Consider the following 21,806-nt stretch of genomic DNA (forward strand, 5'->3'; position numbering starts at 1 on the left):
GAGTATGAAGAGTGCTCGCTGACAAGGATCGCATTTTCACCAATCTCTACGGCCAGGGCGACTGGACGCTCGAAGGTGCGCGTGCGCGCGGCGCCTGGGTGGGGACCAAGGAATTCATCGATGCCGGCCGCGACTGGATCACCAACGAGGTGAAGGCCTCGGGCCTGCGTGGCCGTGGCGGCGCCGGTTTCCCGACCGCGCTCAAATGGACCTTCATGCCCAAGGTCAATGACGGTCGACCGCATTACCTGCTGGTCAATGCCGACGAATCCGAGCCGGGCACGTGCAAGGACCGGGATATCCTGCGGCATGATCCCCATCATCTCGTGGAAGGGTGCCTGCTGGCTGCCCGCGCGATGGATGCCCATCTCGCCTTTATCTATGTGCGCGGCGAATTCATCCGTGAGCGCCAGCGCCTCGAGGCAGCCGTCGAGCAGGCCTATGAGGCCAAGCTGATCGGCAAGGACAATATCCACGGTTGGGACCTGGATATCATCGTCCACCACGGCGCCGGCGCCTATATCTGCGGCGAAGAAACCGCACTGATGGAATCGCTGGAAGGCAAGAAGGGCCAGCCGCGCCTCAAGCCGCCGTTCCCGGCCGGCATGGGCGTCTACGGCAACCCGACCACGGTCAACAACGTCGAATCCATCGCCGTCGTGCCGGAAATCCTGCGCCGCTCGGGTGCCTGGTTCGCTTCCATCGGCCGCGCCAACAATACCGGCACCAAGCTGATGTGCGTGTCCGGCCATGTGAACAAGCCGGCGACCTTCGAAGAAGCCATGGGCGTTACCTTCGAGGAAATCATCGAGAAGCATTGCGGTGGTATCCGCGGCGGCTGGGACAACCTGCTGGCCGTGATCCCCGGCGGCGCGTCGGTGCCCTGCGTGCCGGGCGAGAAGATGCGCAATGCCGTGATGGATTTCGACGGTCTGCGCGAAGTGGGTTCATCCCTCGGTACGGCTGCCGTCATCGTCATGGACAAGCAGACCGACATCATCAAGGCCATCTGGCGCCTTTCGGCTTTCTACAAGCATGAGAGCTGCGGTCAGTGCACGCCGTGCCGCGAAGGCACCGGCTGGATGATGCGCGTCATGGAACGCATGGTCGAAGGCCGCGCCCAGAAGCGCGAAATCGACATGCTGTTCGAAGTGACCAAGCAGATCGAAGGCCACACCATCTGCGCGCTCGGCGATGCCGCGGCGTGGCCGATCCAGGGCCTGATCCGCAATTTCCGCCACGTCATCGAAGAGCGGATCGACCAGTATACGTATTCGTCCACCAGCGACGGCGCCGTGCCGTCGATCGCTGCGGAGTAGGGCCATGGCTTCCATCAAGGTCGACGGCCAGCTCGTCGAAGTTCCCGACTACTACACGCTGATGCAGGCCGCGGAAGCTGCCGGCGCGGAGATCCCACGCTTCTGCTACCACGAGCGCCTGTCGGTGGCCGGCAATTGCCGCATGTGCCTGGTCGAGGTGAAGGGCGGGCCGCCGAAGCCGCAGGCGAGCTGCGCCATGTCGGTCAAGGACCTGCGCCCCGGCCCCAATGGCGAGCCGCCCGAAATGTTCACCAACACGCCGATGGTCAAGAAGGCCCGCGAAGGCGTGATGGAATTCCTGCTGATCAACCATCCGCTCGATTGCCCGATCTGTGACCAGGGCGGCGAATGCGACCTGCAGGACCAGGCCATGGCCTATGGCGTGGACAAGAACCGCTTTGCCGAGAACAAGCGCGCCGTCGAGGACAAGTATATTGGCCCGCTGGTCAAGACCTCGATGAACCGCTGCATCCACTGCACGCGTTGTGTGCGCTTTACCACCGAGGTTGCCGGCATTGCCGAAATGGGTCTTTTGGGCCGCGGCGAAGATGCCGAGATCACGACCTATCTCGAGCAGGCGCTGACCAGCGAGTTGCAGGGCAATGTGATCGACCTCTGCCCGGTCGGCGCGCTGACCTCCAAGCCATACGCCTTCAACGCCCGTCCGTGGGAACTGGTGAAGACCGAAAGCGTGGACGTGATGGATGCTGTCGGCTCGGCCATCCGCGTGGACAGCCGTGGCCGCGAAGTGATGCGCATCCTGCCGCGCATCAACGAGGCGATCAACGAAGAGTGGATTTCCGACAAGACGCGCTTCATCTGGGACGGCCTCAAGAGCCAACGGCTCGACCGCCCCTATGTGCGCAGGTCTGGCAAACTGCAACCCGCAAGCTGGGAAGAGGCCCTGTCCGTCGTTGCCGCCCGCATCAAGAAGGTCGGCAACAAGGTCGGCGCCATTGCCGGTGACCTGTCGGCCGTCGAGGAAATGTATGCGCTCAAGGCGCTGCTGACCTCTGTTGGTTCGGGCATGACCGATGTGCGTCCGGCCATGTCGGGGATCGACCCGTCCATGCCGCGCTCGGCTTATATCTTCAATCCTGGTATTGCAGGCATCGAGCAGGCAGACGCCATCCTCATCATCGGCGCCAATCCGCGCAAGGAAGCGTCGCTGATCAATGCGCGTATCCGCAAGACCTGGCGCGCCAAGGGCTTGCCGATCGCCGTTATCGGCGAGCGTGCGGACCTGACCTATGACTATACCTATCTGGGCGAAGGCTTCGAGACGCTGGCTGATCTGGCGGCAGGGAAGGGCGAATTCGCTTCGGTTCTCGCCAATGCCAAGAACCCGCTGATCATCGTCGGCGAAGGCGCTGTCTCGCATGCCAAGCTAGGCAAGCAGGTCGGTCGCGATACGATTGCGCTCGCTGCCAAGCTGGCCAGTGGCGCCAATGTTGCCGAAGGCTGGAACGGCTTTGCGCTGTTGCACAACGCGGCCAGCCGCGTCGGCGGCATCGACATCGGCTTCGTGCCGCATGACGGCGGCGTCTGCTCGGCCGACCAGATCGCGCTGGCCGGCAAGGGCGAACTCGATGTGCTGTTCCTGCTCGGCGCCGACGAATACGACACCCCCGCCATGGGCAAGGCTTTCGTGGTCTATATCGGCAGCCATGGCGATGCCGGCGCGCATCGCGCCGATGTCATCCTGCCGGGCGCGACCTATACCGAGAAGTCGGGCACCTATGTGAACACCGAGGGTCGCGTGCAGGTGACCAGCCGCGCCGTGTTCCCGCCTGGTGACGCCAAGGAAGATTGGGCGATCATCCGGGCGCTCTCCGGCGCCATGGGCAAGCCGCTGCCATTCAATTCGCTGACCCAATTGCGCGCGGCAATCTATGCCGAATTCCCGCATCTGGCGCGGATCGACCAGATCGCTGCCGGTTCGGTCGCCGATGTGGTCAAGCTGGGCAAGGCCGCTATCAAGACCAAGTCGGCGCCGTTCGGCTCGGCCGTGTCAGATTTCTATCTCAGCAACCCGATTGCCCGCGCCTCCGCCGTCATGGGCGAATGCGCCGCGATGGCCGCCGGCTTGCGCCAGGCAGCGGAGTAGGGGAGACCAATGGACTTTATTCTCTCCGCACTCGACTACCTGCTCGGCATCCCGGTCCTTGGCTGGGGCGTGCAGGTTGGGCTGATCTACAAGGCGCTGCTGCTGCTCGTTGGCCTGCTGATTTTCACGGCTTTCATCCTGCTGGCCGACCGCAAGATCTGGGCGGCCGTGCAAATCCGCCGTGGCCCCAACGTAGTCGGGCCGTTCGGCCTGTTGCAGAGTTTTGCCGACCTGCTGAAATTTGCTCTCAAGGAAGCCATCATCCCCGGTGGCGCCGACAAGGTGCTGTTCCTGCTGGCGCCGTTGATTACCGCGACGCTGGCGCTGGCCGGCTGGGCCGTGATCCCGGTCGATGCGGGGCTCGCCATTGCCGATATCAATCTGGGCATCCTCTACCTGCTCGCCATCTCGTCGCTCGGCGTCTACGGCGTCATCATCGGCGGCTGGGCTTCGAACTCGAAGTATCCGTTTCTCGGTTCGCTCCGCTCGGCAGCGCAGATGGTGTCCTACGAAGTCTCCATAGGCCTCGTCATCATCACCGTGCTGCTCTGCGTGGGCTCGTTGAACCTTTCGGATATCGTGGTGGCGCAGCAGGAAATGGGCTTGGCCCATCTGCTGGGCGTGCCGTGGCTGAGCTTCCTCAACTGGTTCTGGCTGCCGCTGTTCCCGATGTTCATCGTGTTCTACATCTCGGCCCTGGCCGAGACGAACCGGCCTCCTTTTGACCTGGTGGAAGGCGAATCCGAGCTGGTTGCCGGCTTCATGACCGAATATTCGGCCACGCCCTACCTGCTGTTCATGCTGGGTGAGTATATCTCGATCCTGCTGATGTGCGCCATGACCACCGTGCTGTTCCTGGGTGGCTGGGCTTCGCCGATCGACCTGCCGCCCTTCACCTGGATTCCCGGCCTTGTCTGGTTCTTCATCAAGGTGAGCGTGGTCTTCTTCTTCTTTGCCATGGCCAAGGCCATCGTGCCGCGCTACCGCTATGATCAGTTGATGCGCATTGGCTGGAAGCTGTTCCTGCCGCTGTCGCTGGCCATGGTCATCATTGTTGCTTTCGTTCTTCAGCTTACCGGCTGGGGCTGGCATGGAGGGATGGCCTGATGCGCGCCGCCCAGTTCGTCAATACGCTGCTGCTCACGGAGCTGGTGAAAGCCTTCTTCCTGACTATGCGGTATTTCTTCGCCCCCAAGCCGACGATCAACTACCCCTTTGAAAAGGGGCATGTGAGCCCGCGATTCCGCGGTGAGCACGCTTTGCGACGCTATCCCAATGGAGAAGAACGCTGCATTGCCTGCAAGCTGTGTGAAGCGATCTGCCCGGCCCAGGCCATCACCATCGAGGCCGGTCCGCGCCAGAATGACGGCACACGCCGCACGGTGCGCTACGACATCGACATGGTGAAGTGCATCTATTGCGGCTTCTGCCAGGAAGCCTGCCCGGTCGACGCCATCGTCGAGGGTCCGAACTTCGAATTTGCAACCGAAACGCGTGAAGAGCTCTACTTTTCGAAGGAAAAGCTCCTTGCCAATGGCGACCGTTGGGAGCGCGAAATCGCGGCCAACCTCAGCGCCGACGCGCCGTATCGCTGAGAGGGAAGAGCATGACCCTTCCACTATTCTTCTTCTATCTGTTCTCGGCGGTTGCGATCGTCTCGGCCGTGATGGTCATTTCGGCGCGCAATCCAGTGCATGCCGTGCTGTTCCTGATCCTGGCCTTCTTCAATGCCTCGGGGCTGTTCATGCTGGCCGGCGCCGAGTTCCTGGCCTTGATCCTGGTCGTCGTCTATGTGGGCGCCGTGGCGGTGCTGTTCCTGTTCGTGGTGATGATGCTCGACGTGGACTTCGCCTCGATGCGGCAGGGTTTCCTACAATATGCGCCGGTCGGCGTCATTGTCGGTATTGTGCTGCTGCTCGAACTGCTGCTGCTGGCCGGCAGCTTCGTGATTTCACCCGAAGCAGCGGGCGGTTCGGCACTGCCGATCGACGGCACGGTCGACAATATGCGGGCCATCGGGCAGGTGCTCTATACGCGCTATGTCTTCCTGTTCCAGGGTGCGGCGGCAGTGCTGCTGGTCGCCATGATCGGCGCCATCGTGCTGACCCTCAAGCACAAGAGCAACGTGAAGCGTCAGAACCCGGTCGATCAGGTCGCTCGCCGGGCATCGGAAACGCTGGAAGTCGTCAAAGTCAAAAGCGGTCAAGGGTTGTAGGAGGCAGAAATGGGCTTGGGTATCGGGCTCGGTCACTACCTGACCGTAGCAGCAATCCTGTTCACGCTCGGCGTGTTCGGCATCTTCATCAACCGCAAGAACGTCATCGTCATCCTGATGTCGGTGGAACTGATCCTGCTCGCGGTCAATCTCAACATGGTGGCGTTCAGTGCCGAGCTCGGCGATCTGCAGGGGCAGATTTTCGCGCTGCTGATCCTCACCGTGGCTGCTGCCGAGGCCGCCATCGGCCTCGCCATCCTCGTAATCTTCTACCGCAACCGCGGCTCGATCGCGGTTGAAGACGTCAACATGATGAAGGGCTAAGAACCACCGCTATGATTCAAGCGATTGTTTTCCTGCCCCTTATCGGCGCGCTGATAGCGGGGCTGCTGGGCCGTACCATCGGACACCGTCCGAGTGAGTATATCACCACGGGGCTGCTGCTCATCTCGGCCGTACTGAGTTGGGTCGTCTTCCTGCCGGTCGCCTTTGGCGGCGGCCTGGTGGGCGCCGAGGTCGACGGCCATACCGCCGTGCTCAAGGTCGAGGTCATGCGGTGGATCCAGGTCGGCGACATGGACCTGCGCTGGGTCCTGCGCGTCGATACGCTGACCGCCATCATGCTGGTCGTGGTCAATACCGTGTCCAGCCTGGTGCACGTCTATTCCATCGGCTACATGGCCGACGATCCGCATCGCAGCCGGTTCTTCGCCTATCTCTCGCTCTTCACCTTCGCCATGCTGATGCTGGTGACGGCCGACAACTTCCTGCAGATGTTCTTCGGCTGGGAAGGCGTGGGCCTGGCGTCCTATCTGCTGATCGGCTTCTGGTACACCAGGCCTTCGGCCAATGCCGCGGCGATGAAGGCCTTCATCGTCAACCGCGTTGGTGACTTCGGTTTTGCGCTGGGCATTTTCGGTGCCTTCATGGTGCTGGGCCAGATCACGTTCGATGGTGCCTTTGCCGCCGCGGGCGAATTCGCCACATCAGGCTTACCGGTGATGCAGTTCCTGGGCTGGCAGCTCGATGCCATGACTGTGGTCTGCCTGCTGCTGTTCATGGGCGCCATGGGCAAGTCGGCGCAATTCCTGCTGCATACCTGGCTGCCGGACGCCATGGAAGGCCCGACCCCGGTGTCGGCGCTGATCCATGCCGCGACCATGGTGACGGCGGGCGTCTTCATGGTGGCGCGCCTGTCGCCGCTGTTCGAGACCTCGCCTTTTGCCATGACCGTGGTTCTGGTCATCGGCGCCATCACCGCCTTTTTCGCGGCGACGGTGGGCCTGGTGCAGAACGACATCAAGCGCGTCATCGCCTATTCGACCTGCTCGCAGCTCGGCTACATGTTCGTGGCTCTGGGGGCAGGGGCCTATTCGGCGGGCATTTTCCACCTCTTCACGCACGCCTTCTTCAAGGCGCTGCTGTTCCTGGGCGCCGGCGCAGTCATTCACGCCATGCACCATGAGCAGGACATGCGGAACATGGGCGGCCTGCGCAAGAAGATCCCGATCACCTATGCCATGATGCTTGTTGGTACGCTGGCGCTGACCGGCGTCGGCATTCCGGGTTCGGAGTTCCTGGGCTTTGCCGGCTTCTTCTCCAAGGATCTCGATCATCGAGGCGGCCTATGCCGTCGGCGGTAATGCCGGTGCGTTCTCCTTCTGGTTGCTGGTGGTCGCGGCTTTGTTCACGAGCTTCTATTCGTGGCGCCTGATCCACCTGACCTTCCATGGCGAGCCGCGTCCGGCCGCACATGGCCATGATGACCATGCGGCGCAGGACGACCATGGCCATGATCATGGGTCGGCTTATGATCACGCGCATGAAGCGCCCAACGTGATGCTGGTGCCGCTCTATGTACTGGCGGCCGGGGCCGTGCTGGCAGGCGCGGTGTTTTACGGCATGTTCTTCCACGATGTGGAGCATATCGAGCACTTCTTCGCCGGTGCCATCGTCGTGGATCACGAGATCATCGAAGCCGCCCACCATGTCCCGCTCTGGACCAAGTGGAGCGCCACGATCGCCATGATCATCGGTTTCGTCGTGGCCTATGTCATGTATATCCGCCGGCCGGATCTGCCGGGCAAGCTGGCGGCGCAGAATCCGGGGCTCTACCAGTTCCTGCTGAACAAGTGGTACTTCGACGAGCTTTATGACGCGATTTTCGTCAGGCCGGCTCTGTGGATCGGACGCGCCTTCTGGAAGGGGTTCGATGACTGGCTGATCGATGACAAGATTTCCGAAGGCCTTGGCCGCCGGGTGCAGAACGTGACCTCCTGGGTCACCAAGCTCCAGTCGGGCTATGTCTATCACTATGCCTTCGCGATGCTGATCGGTGTCGCGGCGCTGCTGACCTGGGCCATCGCGGCCGGGGGACTGATCTGATGAACTTCTCCAATACGATCCTTACAGTCCTCACCTGGTTGCCTCTCGTGGGCGCGGCGGTGCTGCTGTTCACGCCCAAGACCGCGCTCAATGCCATCCGCTGGATGGCACTCATCGTCACCGTCATCACCTTTGTGTTGTCGCTGGCCATGTGGCAGAGCTTCGATCCGTCCGATCCGGGCTTCCAGTTCGTGGTCAACTACGCCTGGATCGGCGACAGCATCGGCTATCGCGTGGGCGTTGACGGCATTTCGGTGCTGTTCGTCGTGCTGACGGCGCTGCTTATGCCCTTCACCATCCTGGCGAGCTGGGAAGTCGACAAGCGGGTCAAGGAATACATGATCGTGTTCCTAGCGCTGGAAACGCTGATGATCGGCGTGTTCACCACGCTCGACCTGGCGATGTTCTATGTCTTCTTCGAAGGCACGCTGCTGCCGATGTTCCTCATCATCGGCATCTGGGGCGGCTCCGCGCGTATCCAGGCCAGCTACAAGTTCTTCTTCTATACCTTTACCGGCTCGGTGCTGATGCTGCTGGCCATCATGGCCATGTTCTGGAACGCCGGCACGACCGATATCGTCAAGCTCCTGGCGCATGACTTCCCCACGTCCTGGCAGCCCTGGCTGTGGTGGGCGTTCTTCGCCTCGCTCGCAGTCAAGATGCCGATGTGGCCGTTCCACCGCTGGCTGCCGGAAGCGCACGTGCAGGCGCCGACCGCCGGTTCGGTGATCCTGGCGGCAATCCTGCTCAAGCTGGGCGGCTATGGCTTCCTGCGCTTCAGCCTGCCGATGTTCCCGGATGCGTCACTGCAGTTCGCCAACATCATTTTCTTCCTCTCCGTCGCCGCCATCATCGTGACCTCGCTTGTCGCCCTGGTGCAGACCGACATGAAGAAGCTGATCGCCTATTCGTCGGTTGCCCATATGGGCTTCGTGACCATGGGTATCTTTGCCGGCAATGCGCTGGGTATCCAGGGCGCGCTGTTCCAGATGATTTCGCACGGCATCGTGTCGGGTGCGCTCTTCCTCTGCGTCGGTGTCATCTATGACCGCATGCATACCCGCGATATCGCGGCCTATGGAGGCCTCGTCGAGCGCATGCCGCGCTATGCCTTTGCCTTCATGGTCTTCACCATGGCCAATGTCGGCCTGCCGGGTACGTCGGGTTTCGTCGGCGAATTCCTGACCATGATCGGCGTGTTCCAGGTCAATACCTGGGTTGCTTTCGGTGCGGCCTTTGGCGTGATCTTCTCGGCCGGCTATGCGCTGTGGCTCTATCGCCGGATCATTTTCGGTGCCCTGACCAAGGATAGCCTCAAGGGCATTCTCGATCTCGACCTGCGCGAGAAGGTCGTCCTCTATCCACTGATCGTGCTGACCATTGTGTTCGGTTTCTATCCGGCGCCAATCCTCGATACGACGGCCGCGGCCGTTGATAATCTGGTGTCGCATTACGCTGCCGCCGTCGGCCTCGATCCGGCCGTGGCGCTGGCCGATGCGCAGGCGCCGCTTGTCCATGCTGAACCGGTTGCTGCCGCCGAGCCGGCCGCGGCCGAGCCTGCTGCCCACTAGGAGAGTCCCGTGAACTCAGACGTTATCGATTTCGCGAGCCTGGCTCCCGCCTACCCGGAAATGCTTCTGGCCGCGGGCGCCCTCGTCCTGCTGGTCATGGGCGTGGTGATCAACAAGGAGCGCTCCATCCTGGTTTCCTACGCCGCCGTGCTGCTGCTGCTCGTCACGGCTGCGCTGATCCTGTTCGCGCCGGCCGACGGCGTGCTGTTCAATGGCGTCTTCATCGGCGACAGCTTTGCCCGCTTCATGAAGGTGCTGGTGCTGGGTGGCTCGGCCTTTTCGCTACTGCTCGCCCTGCCGCGCGCCGAGGAGCATGGCACGCATAAATACGAATATGCGATCCTGGTCGTGCTGGCGACGCTGGGCATGCTGGCCATGGTGTCGGCCAATGACCTGATGAGCCTCTATGTCGGGCTCGAGCTGCAGTCGCTGGCGCTTTACGTGCTCGCTGCCATCAAGCGCGACGACGGCAGGGCGACCGAGGCGGGTCTCAAGTATTTCGTGCTGGGCGCGCTGAGCTCGGGCATCCTGCTCTATGGCGCCTCGCTGATCTACGGCTTTACCGGCCATACCAACCTGCAGGAAATCGTGCTGGCCATTGCCAGCGAGGGCCGCTCGATCGGCCTGATCTTCGGCGTGGTGTTCCTGCTCGCCGGCGTGGCCTTCAAGATCTCCGCCGTGCCGTTCCATATGTGGACGCCCGACGTTTATGAAGGTGCGCCGACCCCGGTGACAGCCTTCTTCGCCACGGCGCCCAAGGTGGCGGCCATGGCGCTGATGGTGCGCCTGGTCATGGATACGTTCCAGGGCATCGCTCATGACTGGCAGCAGATCATCATCTTCCTGTCCATCGCCTCGATGGTGCTGGGCGCCTTCGCGGCCATCGGCCAGAAATCGATCAAGCGCCTGATCGCCTATTCCTCGATCGGCCATGTGGGCTTTGCGCTGGTCGGCCTGTCGTCGGGCACGCAGGTGGGCGTTGAAGGCGTCGCCATCTACATGGCCATCTATGTGGCCATGACGATAGGGCTGTTCGCCTGCATCCTCTCGCTACGCACCGAAGCTGGCTATGTCGAGAATATCAGCGATCTGGCCGGTGCCGCGCAGGCTCGCCCGTTCGTTGCAGCCATCATGGCGATTGTCATGTTCTCGCTGATCGGCATGCCGCCGCTCGCCGGGTTCTTCGCCAAGTGGCACGCCTTCCTCGCGGCCATCGATGCGCAGCTCTATGTGCTGGCGGTCATCGGTGTGCTGGCTTCGGCAGTGAGCGCCTTTTACTACCTGCGCATCGTCAAGGTCATGTATTTCGACGAGCCAGTGGCCAGGTTTGAGACCGTGCCGGCCGAGCTCAACATCATCATGGCGGTGAGCGGTTTCCTGCTCGTCACCTATTACTTCACCGTCGGTAGTCCCTTGGCCACGTTTGCCCATACTGCCGCCGGAAGCCTGTTCTAGGTGACGGATTTTGCCCTCGGGCCCATGGCGCGCGCAGCCGGATACCGGCTGCGGGGGTATGATAGTATCGGCTCGACCAATTCCGAGGCCATCGAGGCCGCCACTGCCGGTGATCCCGGCGGTATCTGGTTTGTCGCGCGACAGCAGACTGCAGGCAGGGGACGGCGCGGCCGGCAGTGGGAAAGCCCTTATGGCAACCTGGCCGCGACACTGCTGATTGTTCCAGAGGCCGATCCTACTCTGGCGGCGACGCTGGGCTTTGTGGCCGGCGTTTCCCTGAACTGCGCCCTTTCTGCCATCTTGCCCGGCGGGTTGGTCAAGATCGGTATCGATGGGGCCGACGCGTGGGAGGGTAAATCCCGCATCGCGCTCAAATGGCCCAATGATGTTCTGGCAGATGGCGCCAAGCTGGCCGGCATCTTGCTCGAAGCCAGCAAGCTGCCCGATGGCCGCCATGCCATCGCGATCGGCTTCGGCGTCAATGTGGTTGCCGCGCCGCAGGGCCTGCCTTATCCCGCGACGAGCCTTGGCGATCTGGGTGTCAGCCGCAGCGCGGAGGATGTGTTCGAGGCGCTTGGCGATGCCTGGGTCGAAACCTTCGGCCTGTGGAACGAAGGCCGCGGCATTGGCGATGTGCTCAAGCATTGGCGGGCTTCTGCCGCCGGCATTGGCGCACCGGTCGCGGTCAACCAGAACGGCGACGTGCTGCGTGGAATTTTTGAAACCATCGACGACGCGGGGCGACTGATCGTCCGCGCCGAAGACAACCGTCGCATCGCGATCACTGCGGGTGACGTGCATTTTGGGGCAACGGCCAGCGCCCGAAGCTGACCACAACAATTGCGCAGGCGACCGGCGACCAAAGATCGCTCCGGCGGTTGCGCGCGAAAGGACTGAACTGACCCATGGCTAAAAACCAAAGGGATGAACTCGTCTTCGTGCCGCTTGGCGGCGTCGGCGAGATCGGCATGAATATGGGCGCCTACGGCTTCGGGCCGGAACGCTCGCGCAAGTGGATCGTGGTCGATTGCGGCGTGACCTTCGGTGGGCCGGACCTGCCGGGCATCGAGCTGATCATGGCCAATCCCGAATTTATCGAGGAGCGCGCCGATGACGTGCTGGGCCTGATCCTCACGCATAGCCACGAAGACCATTACGGCGCCGTGCTCGACCTGTGGCCGGGTTTTGAAAAGCCGGTCTTCTGCACGCCGTTTACCGCCGCAATGCTGGCGGCCAAGCGGGCAGGGGATGGCATTGTCGAGAATGTCGATGTCACCATCATGCGCCCGGGCAAGCCGTTTTCGGTCGGCCCGTTCACCATCGAGGCGATCAACGTCGCGCATTCGATTCCCGAATCCAACGCCCTGCTGATCACGACGCCGATCGGTCGCGTGCTGCATACCGGCGACTGGAAGCTGGATCCGACGCCGGTCAGCAATGCACCGACCGATGTGGCGCGGCTGCAGAAGATCGGCGAGGACAGATCGACCCCGCTGGCGCTGATCTGCGACTCCACCAACGCGCTCAAGGATGGTGAAAGCCCCAGCGAAGCCGATGTTGCCGCCAATCTGGCCGCCATGATCGCCGAGGCGCCCAACCGCGTGGCCGTCACCACCTTCGCCTCCAATGTCGGGCGCGTCGTCTCCATTGTCCGTGCGGCCGAAAAGGCGGGCAGGCAGGTGGTCATGTCGGGACGCTCGCTGCACCGGATCATGGGCATTGCCAAGGAACTCGGCATGCTCGAAGGCTTGCCGCCGCTGCTCGACCAGGACGCCTACAAGACCATTGCGCGCAACAAGATCGTGCTGATCTGCACCGGCAGCCAGGGCGAGGCGCGCGCCGCTATCGCGCGGATCGCGCGCGGTGACCACCCGGTGATCGACCTCAATGCGGGGGATCGCATGATCTTCTCGTCCTGGGCCATTCCGGGCAATGAGCGCGAAGTCATCGATATTCAGAACCGGCTGATCGACAAGGGTGTTGAGGTCATCACTCAGAATGACGGCCTGGTCCACGTGACCGGCCACCCGCGTCGCGACGAGCTGCGCAAGCTTTATTCCTGGCTGAAGCCCGAAGTGCTGGTGCCTGTCCATGGCGAGGCGGTGCATCTGGAAGCCCATGCCAAGCTGGGCCGTGATTCCGGCATCCCCACGGTCTGCGAAGCGCGCAATGGCGACCTGGTGCGGCTGTTCCCCGAGCCGATGGCCTTCCCGTCCGAAGTGCGCACCGGCGAGCTCTATCTCGATGGCCTGGTGCTGTGCACGCCCGAGGAATCGGGCGTCAAAGGCCGCCGCCGCCTGTCCTTCGGCGGGCATGTCGTGGTCAGCCTCTGCGTCAATGGTGGCGGCCAGGTCGTGTCAGGCCCCGATCTCGTCATCGAGGGCCTGCCGGAGACCGAGGACGAGTCACTGGGTGAGCTGGTGGAAGACACCGTTGCAGGCGTGCTCAAATCCATGCCGCCCAAGCGCCGCAGCGATACCGAGGTGCTGAACTCGGCTTTGTTCAAGGCGATCCGCAACGAGGTCAACGCCTATTGGGGGCGCAAGCCGAACGTTTCGGTCTTCGTGCATCGGGTCTGAGCGAGACGACTGCGGCAATAGGAAACGGTCATTCCCGCTATCGCGGGGATGACATCGGGCGTATTGAACTCAGGTCGCAGCGAAAGGAAAAGCCATGCAGATCGGCTCCATCATCGCCGTCTTCTTCGTCATGTGGTGGTTGACCTTTGTCACCGTGGCGTCGATCGGCAATCGCAGCCAGATCGAGGTTGGCGAGGTGACAAGCGGCACCGAGCCTGGGGCGCCCAGCGCGCCGCATCTGCTGCGACGGGTGCTGATTGCCACGGCCATTGCCATGGTGTTGACGGCGCTGCTGCTGTGGGGCCTTACCAACGAGACCCTGCATCACTACTGGAACCGCTGAACCAGTTTCAGCGCTTGCGCTTCGGCTTGCCCACGGCATGGGCATAGGCCATTTCCAGCGCCGCCTGCAAATCATCCTGGCTCGCCGCTGATAGTGTCGCCGTGGTCCAGCCCTGGCGGCCCCAACCATTGTCGATGGGTTTGAAGACCTCCGGAGCGAGCTGGCATTTGAATTCCTGCTCGTCCGGGGTGAACTTGAAATTGGCCGTGCGGCCAGCGGCATCCAGCGTCACGAAGATGCGATCGGCCTTGAACGCCGCGCGATCAAAATGTGGTGCCTCGGTCGTTCCGGGCAGGGCCAGCGCCATGCGCCGCAGATAGGCTCCGTCAGCCATCGAAACCTCCCGCAATGCTCCGCTCGAACTTACCTTCGGTGTCCGAAACAAAAAAGCGGGGCACAAAGGCCCCGCTGAAAAGAGTTTGTTCGACAATACGTTGGTCTTAGGCGCGCTACGAAAGCGGCTGCCAACGCTCCTCCCTTGACGTTGTCGACGTCCGGCGGTTTGGGCCGCCTTTGTTTTATTGCGAGGGACCCTAACAACAAGAATTCGCCCTGTCACGTAGATTCTGCATGGCTTCCATGCTTGCATCGGATGGACGAGTAGGATTTGAGTGGGCATCAACAAAAGCCTCGAGTCGATTGACGTTTTCCCGGAGTTTACATGCGCCTGTCCCGCTATTTTTTGCCCGTGCTGCGCGACGTGCCCAAGGAAGCCGAGATCGTTTCGCATCGGCTGATGCTGCGCGCCGGCATGATCCGCCAGCAGGCTTCCGGGCTCTATTCCTGGTTGCCGCTCGGCTACAAGGTGCTGATGAAGGTGCAGAAGATCATCGAGGAGGAGCAGAACCGCTCCGGCGCGATCCAACTGCTCATGCCCACCATCCAGTCGGCCGACCTGTGGCGCGAAAGTGGACGCTACGATGCCTATGGCAAGGAGATGCTGCGCATCGAGGACCGGCATGAGCGGGAATTCCTCTATGGCCCGACCAATGAGGAGATGATCACCGACATCTTCCGGGCCTATGTGAAGTCTTACAAGGACCTGCCGCTGAACCTCTACCACATCCAGTGGAAGTTCCGCGACGAGGTGCGGCCGCGCTTCGGCACGATGCGCTCCAGAGAATTCCTGATGAAGGATGCCTATTCCTTCGACCTCAGCCAGGAGGACGCTGTGAAGGCCTACGAGCGCATGTTCGTGGCCTATATGCGCACCTATGCCCGCATGGGCCTGACGGCCATTCCGATGCGCGCCGATACCGGCCCCATCGGCGGCGATCTCAGCCATGAATGGATCGTGCTGGCCGATACCGGCGAGAGCGCGGTGTTCTGCGACCGGCGCCTGCTGGACAAACCCATTCCCGGCCCCGACACCGATTTCCGTGGTGACCTCAGGCCGATCTTCGAAGATTGGACCTCGCTCTATGCGGCGACCGAGGAAATGGTCGACATGGCCGAATATGAAGCCGCCGTGCCCGAGGAATTCCGGGTTTCGGCGCGCGGCATCGAAGTCGGCCATATTTTCTACTTCGGCACCAAGTATTCCGAACCCATGAAGGCGACCGTGACCGGTCCCGACGGGAAGGAAATCACGGTACATATGGGGTCTTACGGTATCGGGCCGACCCGCCTGGTTCCGGCGCTGATCGAGGCGTTCCACGACGATGCCGGCATTATCTGGCCGGTCAGCGTGGCGCCGTTCGAGGCCGTGCTGATTAATCTGAAAGCTGGCGATGCGGCCTGCGACGCGGCCTGCGACAAGCTCTGTGCCGAGCTGGAAGCGGCAGGCATCGACATGCTCTATGACGATCGCGACCAGGGCGCGGGTGCCAAGTTCACCACGGCGGACCTGATCGGCATTCCCTACCAGATCATCCTGGGGCCGCGCGGCCTGGCCGCGGGCGAGGCCGAGATCAAGCATCGCAAGACCGGCGAGCGCGAGACGCTGCCGATCGCCGATGCCGTGGCGCGGCTCAAGGGCCTTATCGAACCGCAGCGAAAGACCGACATTTGACCGATACGGCGCCGCCTCTGCTGAACAAGGGCACGCGCGCCTTTTCGCGCTTCGAGTGGATGATCGCGGGGCGCTATCTGCGCGCGCGCCGCAAGGAGGCGTTCATTTCGGTGATTGCCAGCCTCACCATGGTGGGCGTCGCCATCGGCGTGGCGACGCTGATCGTCGTCATGTCTGTCATGAACGGGTTCCGCGCGGAGCTGCTGACCAAGATCCTTGGCCTCAACGGCCATTTCACAGCCTACCCGATCGAGCGCGAATTCACCGACTACAAGGAAACCGTGGCGGCACTGGAACAGGTCGATGGGGTGAGCTTCGCGGTCTATTTCGTCGAAGGCCAGGTGCTGGCATCGGGGCAGGGCAGCTCCACTGGCGTGACCGTGCGCGGCATGGACGAGGAAAATCTCAAGAAGCTCAAGCTGCTCTACAACGCCGCCGAACAGGGCGGCTGGGACGAGTGGGACGAGAGTCGTGGCGTGGGCATTGGCTATCGCTTGGCGCAGACGCTGGGCGTATCGCTGGGCGACCAGGTGCAGATTATCAATCCCAATGGCGCGATGACGCCGTTCGGTTCGACACCGCAGATCAAGTCCTATCCGGTCAATGTCATCTTCGACCTCGGCATGGTCGAGTTCGACAGCTTCTTCATGTATATGCCGCTCGAGCCGGCGCAGGACTATTTCAAGCTGACCGAGGAGGTTCTGAAGCCGGGCGTGGAACTGCCCAGGGCCGGTCCGCTTGACCCGCCACTGACGAACGAGCAGCTCGAGCAATACTACGACACGGTCGGCCAGGCGACGGCCGCGGAAATCTTCATCGACGATCCCGACAATATCACGGTGATGCGCCAGCGCCTGCAGGCCGATCCATCGGCGCGCCCGCTGATCCTCACCGACTGGCAGCAGCGCAACGAGACATTCTTCTCGGCGCTGCAGGTGGAAAGGGTGGTTATGTTCACCATCCTGTCGATGATCATCCTCGTGGCGGCGTTCAACATCATTTCCAGCCTGATCATGCTGGTGAAGGACAAGAGTTCGGACATTGCCGTGCTGCGCACCATGGGGGCCACACGTGGCTCCATCATGCGTATCTTCTCGATCACGGGCACGACAATTGGCGTTATCGGTACGCTGAGCGGCGTGGTGCTGGGGCTGATCGTGGCGGCCAATGCCGAGCCCCTGCGGGCCTTCGTGTCGAATACGCTCGGCGTGGCCATCTTCCCGCCGGAAGTGTTCTTCCTGTCCTCGCTGCCGTCCAAGACCGATCCGGTGGAAGTGGCGGTGGTGGTGTGCCTGGCTTTGGGCCTGAGCTTCCTTGCCACGCTCTATCCGGCCTGGCGTGCCGCCCAATACGATCCGGTCGAGGCCCTGCGTTATGAGTAAGCCGCATCTGGTTCTGACCGACGTTCACCGCCATTACGGGCAGGGCGAGAGCATTGTCCGCGTGCTGGAAGCGGCCAACCTGACCGTCAACAGCGGCGAGCTGGTGGCGCTGGTGGCGCCGTCGGGCGCCGGCAAATCCACGCTGCTGCACCTGTCAGGTCTGCTCGAAAGCCCACAATCCGGTGAAGTCGCCATCATGGGCATTCCGACCAGCAAGCTCGGCGATCGCGGCCGCACGCAATTGCGGCGCTCTACGGTGGGCTATGTCTATCAGTTCCACCACCTGCTGCCGGAGTTTACGGCGCTCGAGAATGTCACCATGCCGCAGCTTATCGCGGGCAAGTCCCAGGCGGATGCTGATCGACGCTCGATGGAGCTGCTGGAACTGCTGGGCGTGGCGCCACGGGCCAGCCATCGGCCGGCGGAACTGTCGGGCGGTGAGCAGCAGCGCATCGCCATCGCTCGGGCCGCCGCCAACCATCCCAAGGTGATCCTGGCCGACGAGCCGACCGGCAATCTGGACCCGGAAACCAGCGACGTGGTGTTCGCGGCTTTGGCCAACCTGATCAAGAATGAAGGTGCCGCCGCACTCATCGCCACGCATAACCATGACCTGGCGCGGCGGGCCGACAGGATCGTGACGCTCAAGAGCGGATTGGTCGTCGATCACACTTTGTGATCGAACCGACAGGGCGCATTGCGGGTTCTCCTAGCGAGGAGGAGTGCAATGACCCTGCTGATGATCATCGTAACCATGGTCATTGTGGCGGTACTGACGATAAACCGCCGCCACAGGCATCATTAGAGCGCCGCGGCGATATCCTTGGCCAGTGCCGCCAGATCGGCGTCATCGGCCTTGCCGCCGCCATGGGCGCCGAGGGCAGTGCCCTCATAGACCGGAATGACGTGGAAGTGCAGGTGGAACACCGTCTGGCCAGCCGGTGCCTCGTTGAACTGGGCGAGGCGGATGCCGTCGGCGCCGGTAGCCTGTTTGACCGCCTTGGCGACTTTCTGCACTAGCGGGATCACCGCAGCCAAAGCCGCCGGATCGGCGTCGAGCAGGTTGCGCGAAGGCGACTTGGGTACGATCAGCGTGTGGCCGCGCGACTGGGGGAAGATATCCATCATCACCAGAGCGCTCTCGTCCTCATAGACCCGGTGAGCCGGGATTTCGCCGCGCAGGATCTTGCCGAAGATATTGGACGGATCGTAGCTCATGGGTCACTCCGCCGGCTGGGAAAGGTCCGGCTGCTCCTTCTGGAAGAAACGGAAACGGAAATAATTGAGCACGGCCAGCCCGGTCAGGGTGACCGGCACATAGCGGAAGCCGCGGCGGATGAAGAATAGTGCAATGCTGACCGCCGTCGCCGCGCTCATGGCGCCCTTACCCATGGCCGAGGTGAAGGATGACGGCACGATGTGCCGGTAGATCAGGGCATCGGAGCGGTAATAGTCGCGGGCACGCAGGGCATAGGCGCGCTTGGAGGCGGAATAGGCCTTGAGTTCGTCCATGCCCATGTCGCCATGGAACTCGACCTCGGAGCCCAGCGCCCACACTTCGGGCGGGGCCAGGCGGGCCTTGCCGATCTCGGTGAAGAGCTCGGTCAGTTCGCGGAAGGTGACATTGTTGGCATTCCAGCAATCGTCGGTCTTGGCGCCGTGGGAAAGCACGAGAACGTCGGCGCGTTCCAGCTTTTCGCGCATGGCGGCATAGTTGCCGGGCGTGAAATCGGTGCCGGACTTGGCGGTTTCGACCACGCCGCCCAGCCTGGTCAGCTTTTCCACCATGGCCGAACCAAAGGCGCCGCCGGCGCCGGTCACGAGGAAGCGACGCCCCTTGATCTGGCAGGCGGTGCCGAAAATCAGGTCGAACACATTGGCAAAGGATGAGAAGAAGTTGTGCGGATAGACGTGGTGCATGGCGTGGTAGTTGTTATCCACCCAGAGCAGGCCCTGCTGGCCGCCGACGCGATCCATCGACATGTGATTATAGTCCAGCCCTTCCTCGCGCAGCGTCATGGCCAGCATCACGGTGCGCAGGGCGGCTACGGCCGCGATTACCGGCCAGGGAAAGACCAGCAGGAAGATCAGCGTTCCAGCCATCGAGGTGAGGTATTCGGGCAGGATGTGGAACCAGATATTGGCCCGCGCATAGGCCGGGTTGATCTGCATGTCGAGGCCGAGGAACTTGTGATGCACCCAATGCCAGGACGAAAAGGTCCGCAACAGCGGAATCTTCGAGCCTTCCCATTTATGCAGTGTCCAGTGGAGTGCGTCGAACAGGGCCGTCGAAACGATAAAGACAAGGGCGGCCTGCAGCACGAATACAAAAATGTCCCAGATCATGACTTCCTACATAAAGTGGATAAGCGCGGCAGGGAAGTAGCGCTCAACGATCTGTTCGCTCGCCCTTGCGGAAGGGGGTGAACTGCTCGAGCAGTTCCTGGTTCCGCTCGACAGAAGCCCGTTCGTGCTCGAGATAGTCGGCTACGGCGTCGCGCAGGCCTGGATGAGCTATCCAGTGGGTGGAATATGTGGTTGCCGGCGCATAGCCCCGTGCCAGCTTGTGTTCGCCCTGCGCCCCGGCCTCGACCACGTCCAGCTTGTGGGCGATGGCATAGTCGATGGCCTGATAGTAGCAGAGCTCGAAATGCAGGAACGGCACTTCGCGGGTGCAGCCCCAGTTGCGGCCGAAAATGCGATCCTTGCCGAGGAAGTTGATGGCGCCGGCAATGGCTTCCGGCCCGTCATAGGCCAGCATCAGAACCACGCGGTCGGCCATGGTCTGGTTCAGCCGCGAGAAGAAGTCGCGGTTGAGGTAGGGGCGGCCCCATTTGCGGGCGCCGGTGTCCTCGTAGAAAGCGTAGAACGCATCCCAGTGCTCTTCCCGCAGGTCGCTGCCGGATAGCCACTTGACCGTCAGGCCATCGGCCAGCGCATCGCGTCGCTCGCGACGGATGGTCTTGCGCTTGCGCGAGGAGAGGGTCTTCAGAAAGTCGTCGAAGCTGGCAAAGCCCTGATTATGCCAATGGAACTGAGTGTCCATGCGCTTCAGCCAGCCGTCGCTTTCAATTTCACTGGCTTCGGCTTCGGGCACGAAGGTTGCGTGGACGGAGGAGGCATTGCGCTGAATGGCCAGTTGCTGGGCTGTCGAGAGTAGTGCTGCCCGGATCGTCGGGTCGCCCGATGGCACCAGCAGCTTGGATGCGGTGGCCGGGGTGAAGGGTACGGAACATTGCAGCTTGGGGTAATAGCTGCCGCCGGCGCGCTCCAGTGCGTCGGCCCAGCCGTGGTCGAAGACATATTCGCCCATGGAGTGCGACTTGAGGAAGAGCGGCATCAGGCCCAGTGGCTGGTCGGTGTCGTCACTCAGCAGGATGTGCTGCGGCTGCCAACCGGTGCGGCCGGTGGCGCAGCCGGACTCTTCAAGTGCCAGGAAAAAGGCGTGGTCGAGGAAAGGGTTATCGCTGCGTCCATCGGTCGAAGGCACAAGACTGTTCCACACGGCGGCGGGAATGCTCGCCGTGCTGGGATGGATGGCGGCGCGGAGTGTGGGCTGGTCTGCCAAGGGAAATCCCGGCGGGAGTGAATGGTCGGCTAAAGATAGGACCTTTCGCCGGCCATTGTAAGGTTGGTGCCGCGTCGGATCACGCGGATTTGGGCGCAAAGCCTTCGAAGACGATTTGGTCGGCGCCGGGCAGGGCGGCGTCGGCCTCGGTCTGGCTCCGGACGGTCCAGGCGGTCACCGGCTTGCCCAAGGCGCGCCAGAACGCGATGGCTGGCAATTGCAGCGCATCCTGAGCGCAGGAGATGAAGTCGAACTGGGTTTCGTGCCAGTGCAGCAGGTGACGCAATGTATAGCGCTGCGCTTCCGTCAGGTGGCTGTCCCAGCCGTCAGGCTTGTAGTCATAGGTGATGATGCCGCGCGGGCCGGTGAAGCCGAACTGGCGAATCGCCGTCAGCAGGTGCGGATCGAAGGATTCCACCGTCACCGGGCCCTCATAGGCCTTGAGCGCCTCGGCCACGGCGCGGGCCAGCAATTGGGTGCCGGTGGTGTCACGCTGGTGCTTGAGCTCGATCTGCAGCAGGGCGCGACCGGCGATCTGGGTCAGGAAATCGCTGAATTTCTGCGGGCAGTCGCCGGCGGCGCTGTCGAGCAGCTTGGTGGCGGTGATGTCGGCGGCGGTGCAATCAGCCACGGCGCCTTCCTTGCCCAGCAGGCGCTTCATGTCATCGTCGTGGAAGATGACCGGCACGCCATCGCTGGTCAGTTGCACATCGCATTCGATGGCGAAGCCGGCGAGAATCGCGGCCTCGAAGGCACTTGCACTGTTTTCGATGATGCCGCTGGCGCGGTCATGCAGGCCGCGATGGGCAACGGGATTGGGAAACAGAGGTTCGGTCATGGTGGCCATCCTCATGGGTTGAGGTGCTTCAAT

Annotated in this window: 19 protein-coding genes and 1 pseudogene; 15 read left to right on the forward strand and 5 right to left on the reverse strand. The window is 62.4% G+C overall.

Going from position 1 to position 21,806, the window contains the following annotated elements:
* The first annotated feature begins 11 nt into the window (after nt 1-11).
* The 12 genes and pseudogenes from nuoF (at nt 12) to NVV79_RS14610 (ending at nt 13,974) form a co-directional block, all read left to right on the forward strand.
* The gene (gene nuoF / locus NVV79_RS14555; RefSeq protein ID WP_056234053.1) at nt 12-1,319 is read left to right on the forward strand and encodes an NADH-quinone oxidoreductase subunit NuoF; all 1,308 of its coding nucleotides are present in this window, start codon (nt 12-14) and stop codon (nt 1,317-1,319) included.
* A gap of 4 nt (nt 1,320-1,323) precedes the next feature.
* Nucleotides 1,324-3,426, forward strand: a complete 2,103-nt coding sequence (gene nuoG, locus NVV79_RS14560; protein ID WP_303990979.1) for an NADH-quinone oxidoreductase subunit NuoG — start codon at nt 1,324-1,326, stop codon at nt 3,424-3,426.
* Nucleotides 3,427-3,435: 9 nt separating this feature from the next.
* Nucleotides 3,436-4,533: an NADH-quinone oxidoreductase subunit NuoH gene (gene nuoH, locus NVV79_RS14565; RefSeq protein ID WP_303990982.1), complete on the forward strand. Its 1,098-nt coding sequence runs from the start codon at nt 3,436-3,438 to the stop codon at nt 4,531-4,533.
* Nucleotides 4,533-5,021, forward strand: coding sequence for an NADH-quinone oxidoreductase subunit NuoI (gene nuoI, locus NVV79_RS14570; protein ID WP_303990984.1), 489 nt, complete (start codon nt 4,533-4,535; stop codon nt 5,019-5,021). The genes nuoH and nuoI overlap by 1 nt, the downstream gene beginning before the upstream one ends.
* Before the next feature lie 11 nt (nt 5,022-5,032).
* A complete protein-coding gene (locus tag NVV79_RS14575; RefSeq protein ID WP_303990987.1) occupies nt 5,033-5,641 on the forward strand; it encodes an NADH-quinone oxidoreductase subunit J in 609 nt (202 codons plus the stop codon).
* Nucleotides 5,642-5,656: 15 nt separating this feature from the next.
* The gene (nuoK, locus tag NVV79_RS14580) at nt 5,657-5,965 is read left to right on the forward strand and encodes an NADH-quinone oxidoreductase subunit NuoK (RefSeq protein WP_303992685.1); all 309 of its coding nucleotides are present in this window, start codon (nt 5,657-5,659) and stop codon (nt 5,963-5,965) included.
* Nucleotides 5,966-5,976: 11 nt separating this feature from the next.
* Nucleotides 5,977-8,026 (forward strand): annotated as a pseudogene (nuoL, locus tag NVV79_RS14585) (NADH-quinone oxidoreductase subunit L).
* Complete coding sequence (locus NVV79_RS14590) at nt 8,026-9,597, forward strand: NADH-quinone oxidoreductase subunit M (protein WP_303990990.1); 1,572 nt, start codon at nt 8,026-8,028, stop codon at nt 9,595-9,597. The pseudogene nuoL and the gene NVV79_RS14590 overlap by 1 nt, the downstream one beginning before the upstream one ends.
* A gap of 9 nt (nt 9,598-9,606) precedes the next feature.
* A complete protein-coding gene (gene nuoN, locus NVV79_RS14595) occupies nt 9,607-11,052 on the forward strand; it encodes an NADH-quinone oxidoreductase subunit NuoN (protein WP_303990993.1) in 1,446 nt (481 codons plus the stop codon).
* Nucleotides 11,053-11,076: 24 nt separating this feature from the next.
* On the forward strand, nt 11,077-11,883 hold the full coding sequence (locus NVV79_RS14600) for a biotin--[acetyl-CoA-carboxylase] ligase (protein WP_303992688.1): 807 nt from the start codon (nt 11,077-11,079) through the stop codon (nt 11,881-11,883).
* A 74-nt stretch (nt 11,884-11,957) separates the two neighbouring features.
* Nucleotides 11,958-13,631: a ribonuclease J gene (locus NVV79_RS14605; protein ID WP_303990995.1), complete on the forward strand. Its 1,674-nt coding sequence runs from the start codon at nt 11,958-11,960 to the stop codon at nt 13,629-13,631.
* A 94-nt stretch (nt 13,632-13,725) separates the two neighbouring features.
* A complete protein-coding gene (locus NVV79_RS14610; protein ID WP_303990998.1) occupies nt 13,726-13,974 on the forward strand; it encodes a DUF1467 family protein in 249 nt (82 codons plus the stop codon).
* A 7-nt stretch (nt 13,975-13,981) separates the two neighbouring features.
* Here NVV79_RS14610 and NVV79_RS14615 read toward each other — a convergent pair whose 3' ends face one another.
* Nucleotides 13,982-14,308, reverse strand: coding sequence for an MmcQ/YjbR family DNA-binding protein (locus tag NVV79_RS14615; protein ID WP_303991002.1), 327 nt, complete (start codon nt 14,306-14,308; stop codon nt 13,982-13,984).
* A 327-nt stretch (nt 14,309-14,635) separates the two neighbouring features.
* Between NVV79_RS14615 and proS the strand changes: the two genes are divergently transcribed.
* The 3 genes from proS to NVV79_RS14630 are packed head-to-tail and all read left to right on the forward strand — an operon-like array spanning nt 14,636 to nt 18,046.
* Nucleotides 14,636-15,985, forward strand: coding sequence for a proline--tRNA ligase (gene proS / locus NVV79_RS14620; RefSeq protein WP_303991004.1), 1,350 nt, complete (start codon nt 14,636-14,638; stop codon nt 15,983-15,985).
* A 59-nt stretch (nt 15,986-16,044) separates the two neighbouring features.
* On the forward strand, nt 16,045-17,367 hold the full coding sequence (locus NVV79_RS14625) for an ABC transporter permease (protein WP_303992691.1): 1,323 nt from the start codon (nt 16,045-16,047) through the stop codon (nt 17,365-17,367).
* Complete coding sequence (locus NVV79_RS14630) at nt 17,360-18,046, forward strand: ABC transporter ATP-binding protein (RefSeq protein ID WP_303991007.1); 687 nt, start codon at nt 17,360-17,362, stop codon at nt 18,044-18,046. The genes NVV79_RS14625 and NVV79_RS14630 overlap by 8 nt, the downstream gene beginning before the upstream one ends.
* A gap of 122 nt (nt 18,047-18,168) precedes the next feature.
* Here the strand turns inward: NVV79_RS14630 and NVV79_RS14635 are convergent, their stop codons facing one another.
* The 4 genes from NVV79_RS14635 to NVV79_RS14650 all read right to left on the reverse strand — a co-directional run bounded on the left by NVV79_RS14635 (nt 18,169) and on the right by NVV79_RS14650 (nt 21,773).
* Nucleotides 18,169-18,585, reverse strand: coding sequence for an HIT domain-containing protein (locus NVV79_RS14635; protein ID WP_303991010.1), 417 nt, complete (start codon nt 18,583-18,585; stop codon nt 18,169-18,171).
* Between the two features lie 3 nt (nt 18,586-18,588).
* Nucleotides 18,589-19,713 (reverse strand): hypothetical protein, encoded by a 1,125-nt coding sequence (locus NVV79_RS14640; protein ID WP_303991013.1) that lies wholly within the window; start codon nt 19,711-19,713, stop codon nt 18,589-18,591.
* A gap of 43 nt (nt 19,714-19,756) precedes the next feature.
* On the reverse strand, nt 19,757-20,935 hold the full coding sequence (locus NVV79_RS14645; protein WP_303991015.1) for a GNAT family N-acetyltransferase: 1,179 nt from the start codon (nt 20,933-20,935) through the stop codon (nt 19,757-19,759).
* A gap of 79 nt (nt 20,936-21,014) precedes the next feature.
* On the reverse strand, nt 21,015-21,773 hold the full coding sequence (locus NVV79_RS14650; RefSeq protein WP_303991017.1) for a glycerophosphodiester phosphodiesterase family protein: 759 nt from the start codon (nt 21,771-21,773) through the stop codon (nt 21,015-21,017).
* Nucleotides 21,774-21,806 lie beyond the last annotated feature (33 nt).

The organism is Devosia ginsengisoli (genome assembly GCF_024707105.1).
Lineage (GTDB): Bacteria > Pseudomonadota > Alphaproteobacteria > Rhizobiales > Devosiaceae > Devosia > Devosia ginsengisoli_A.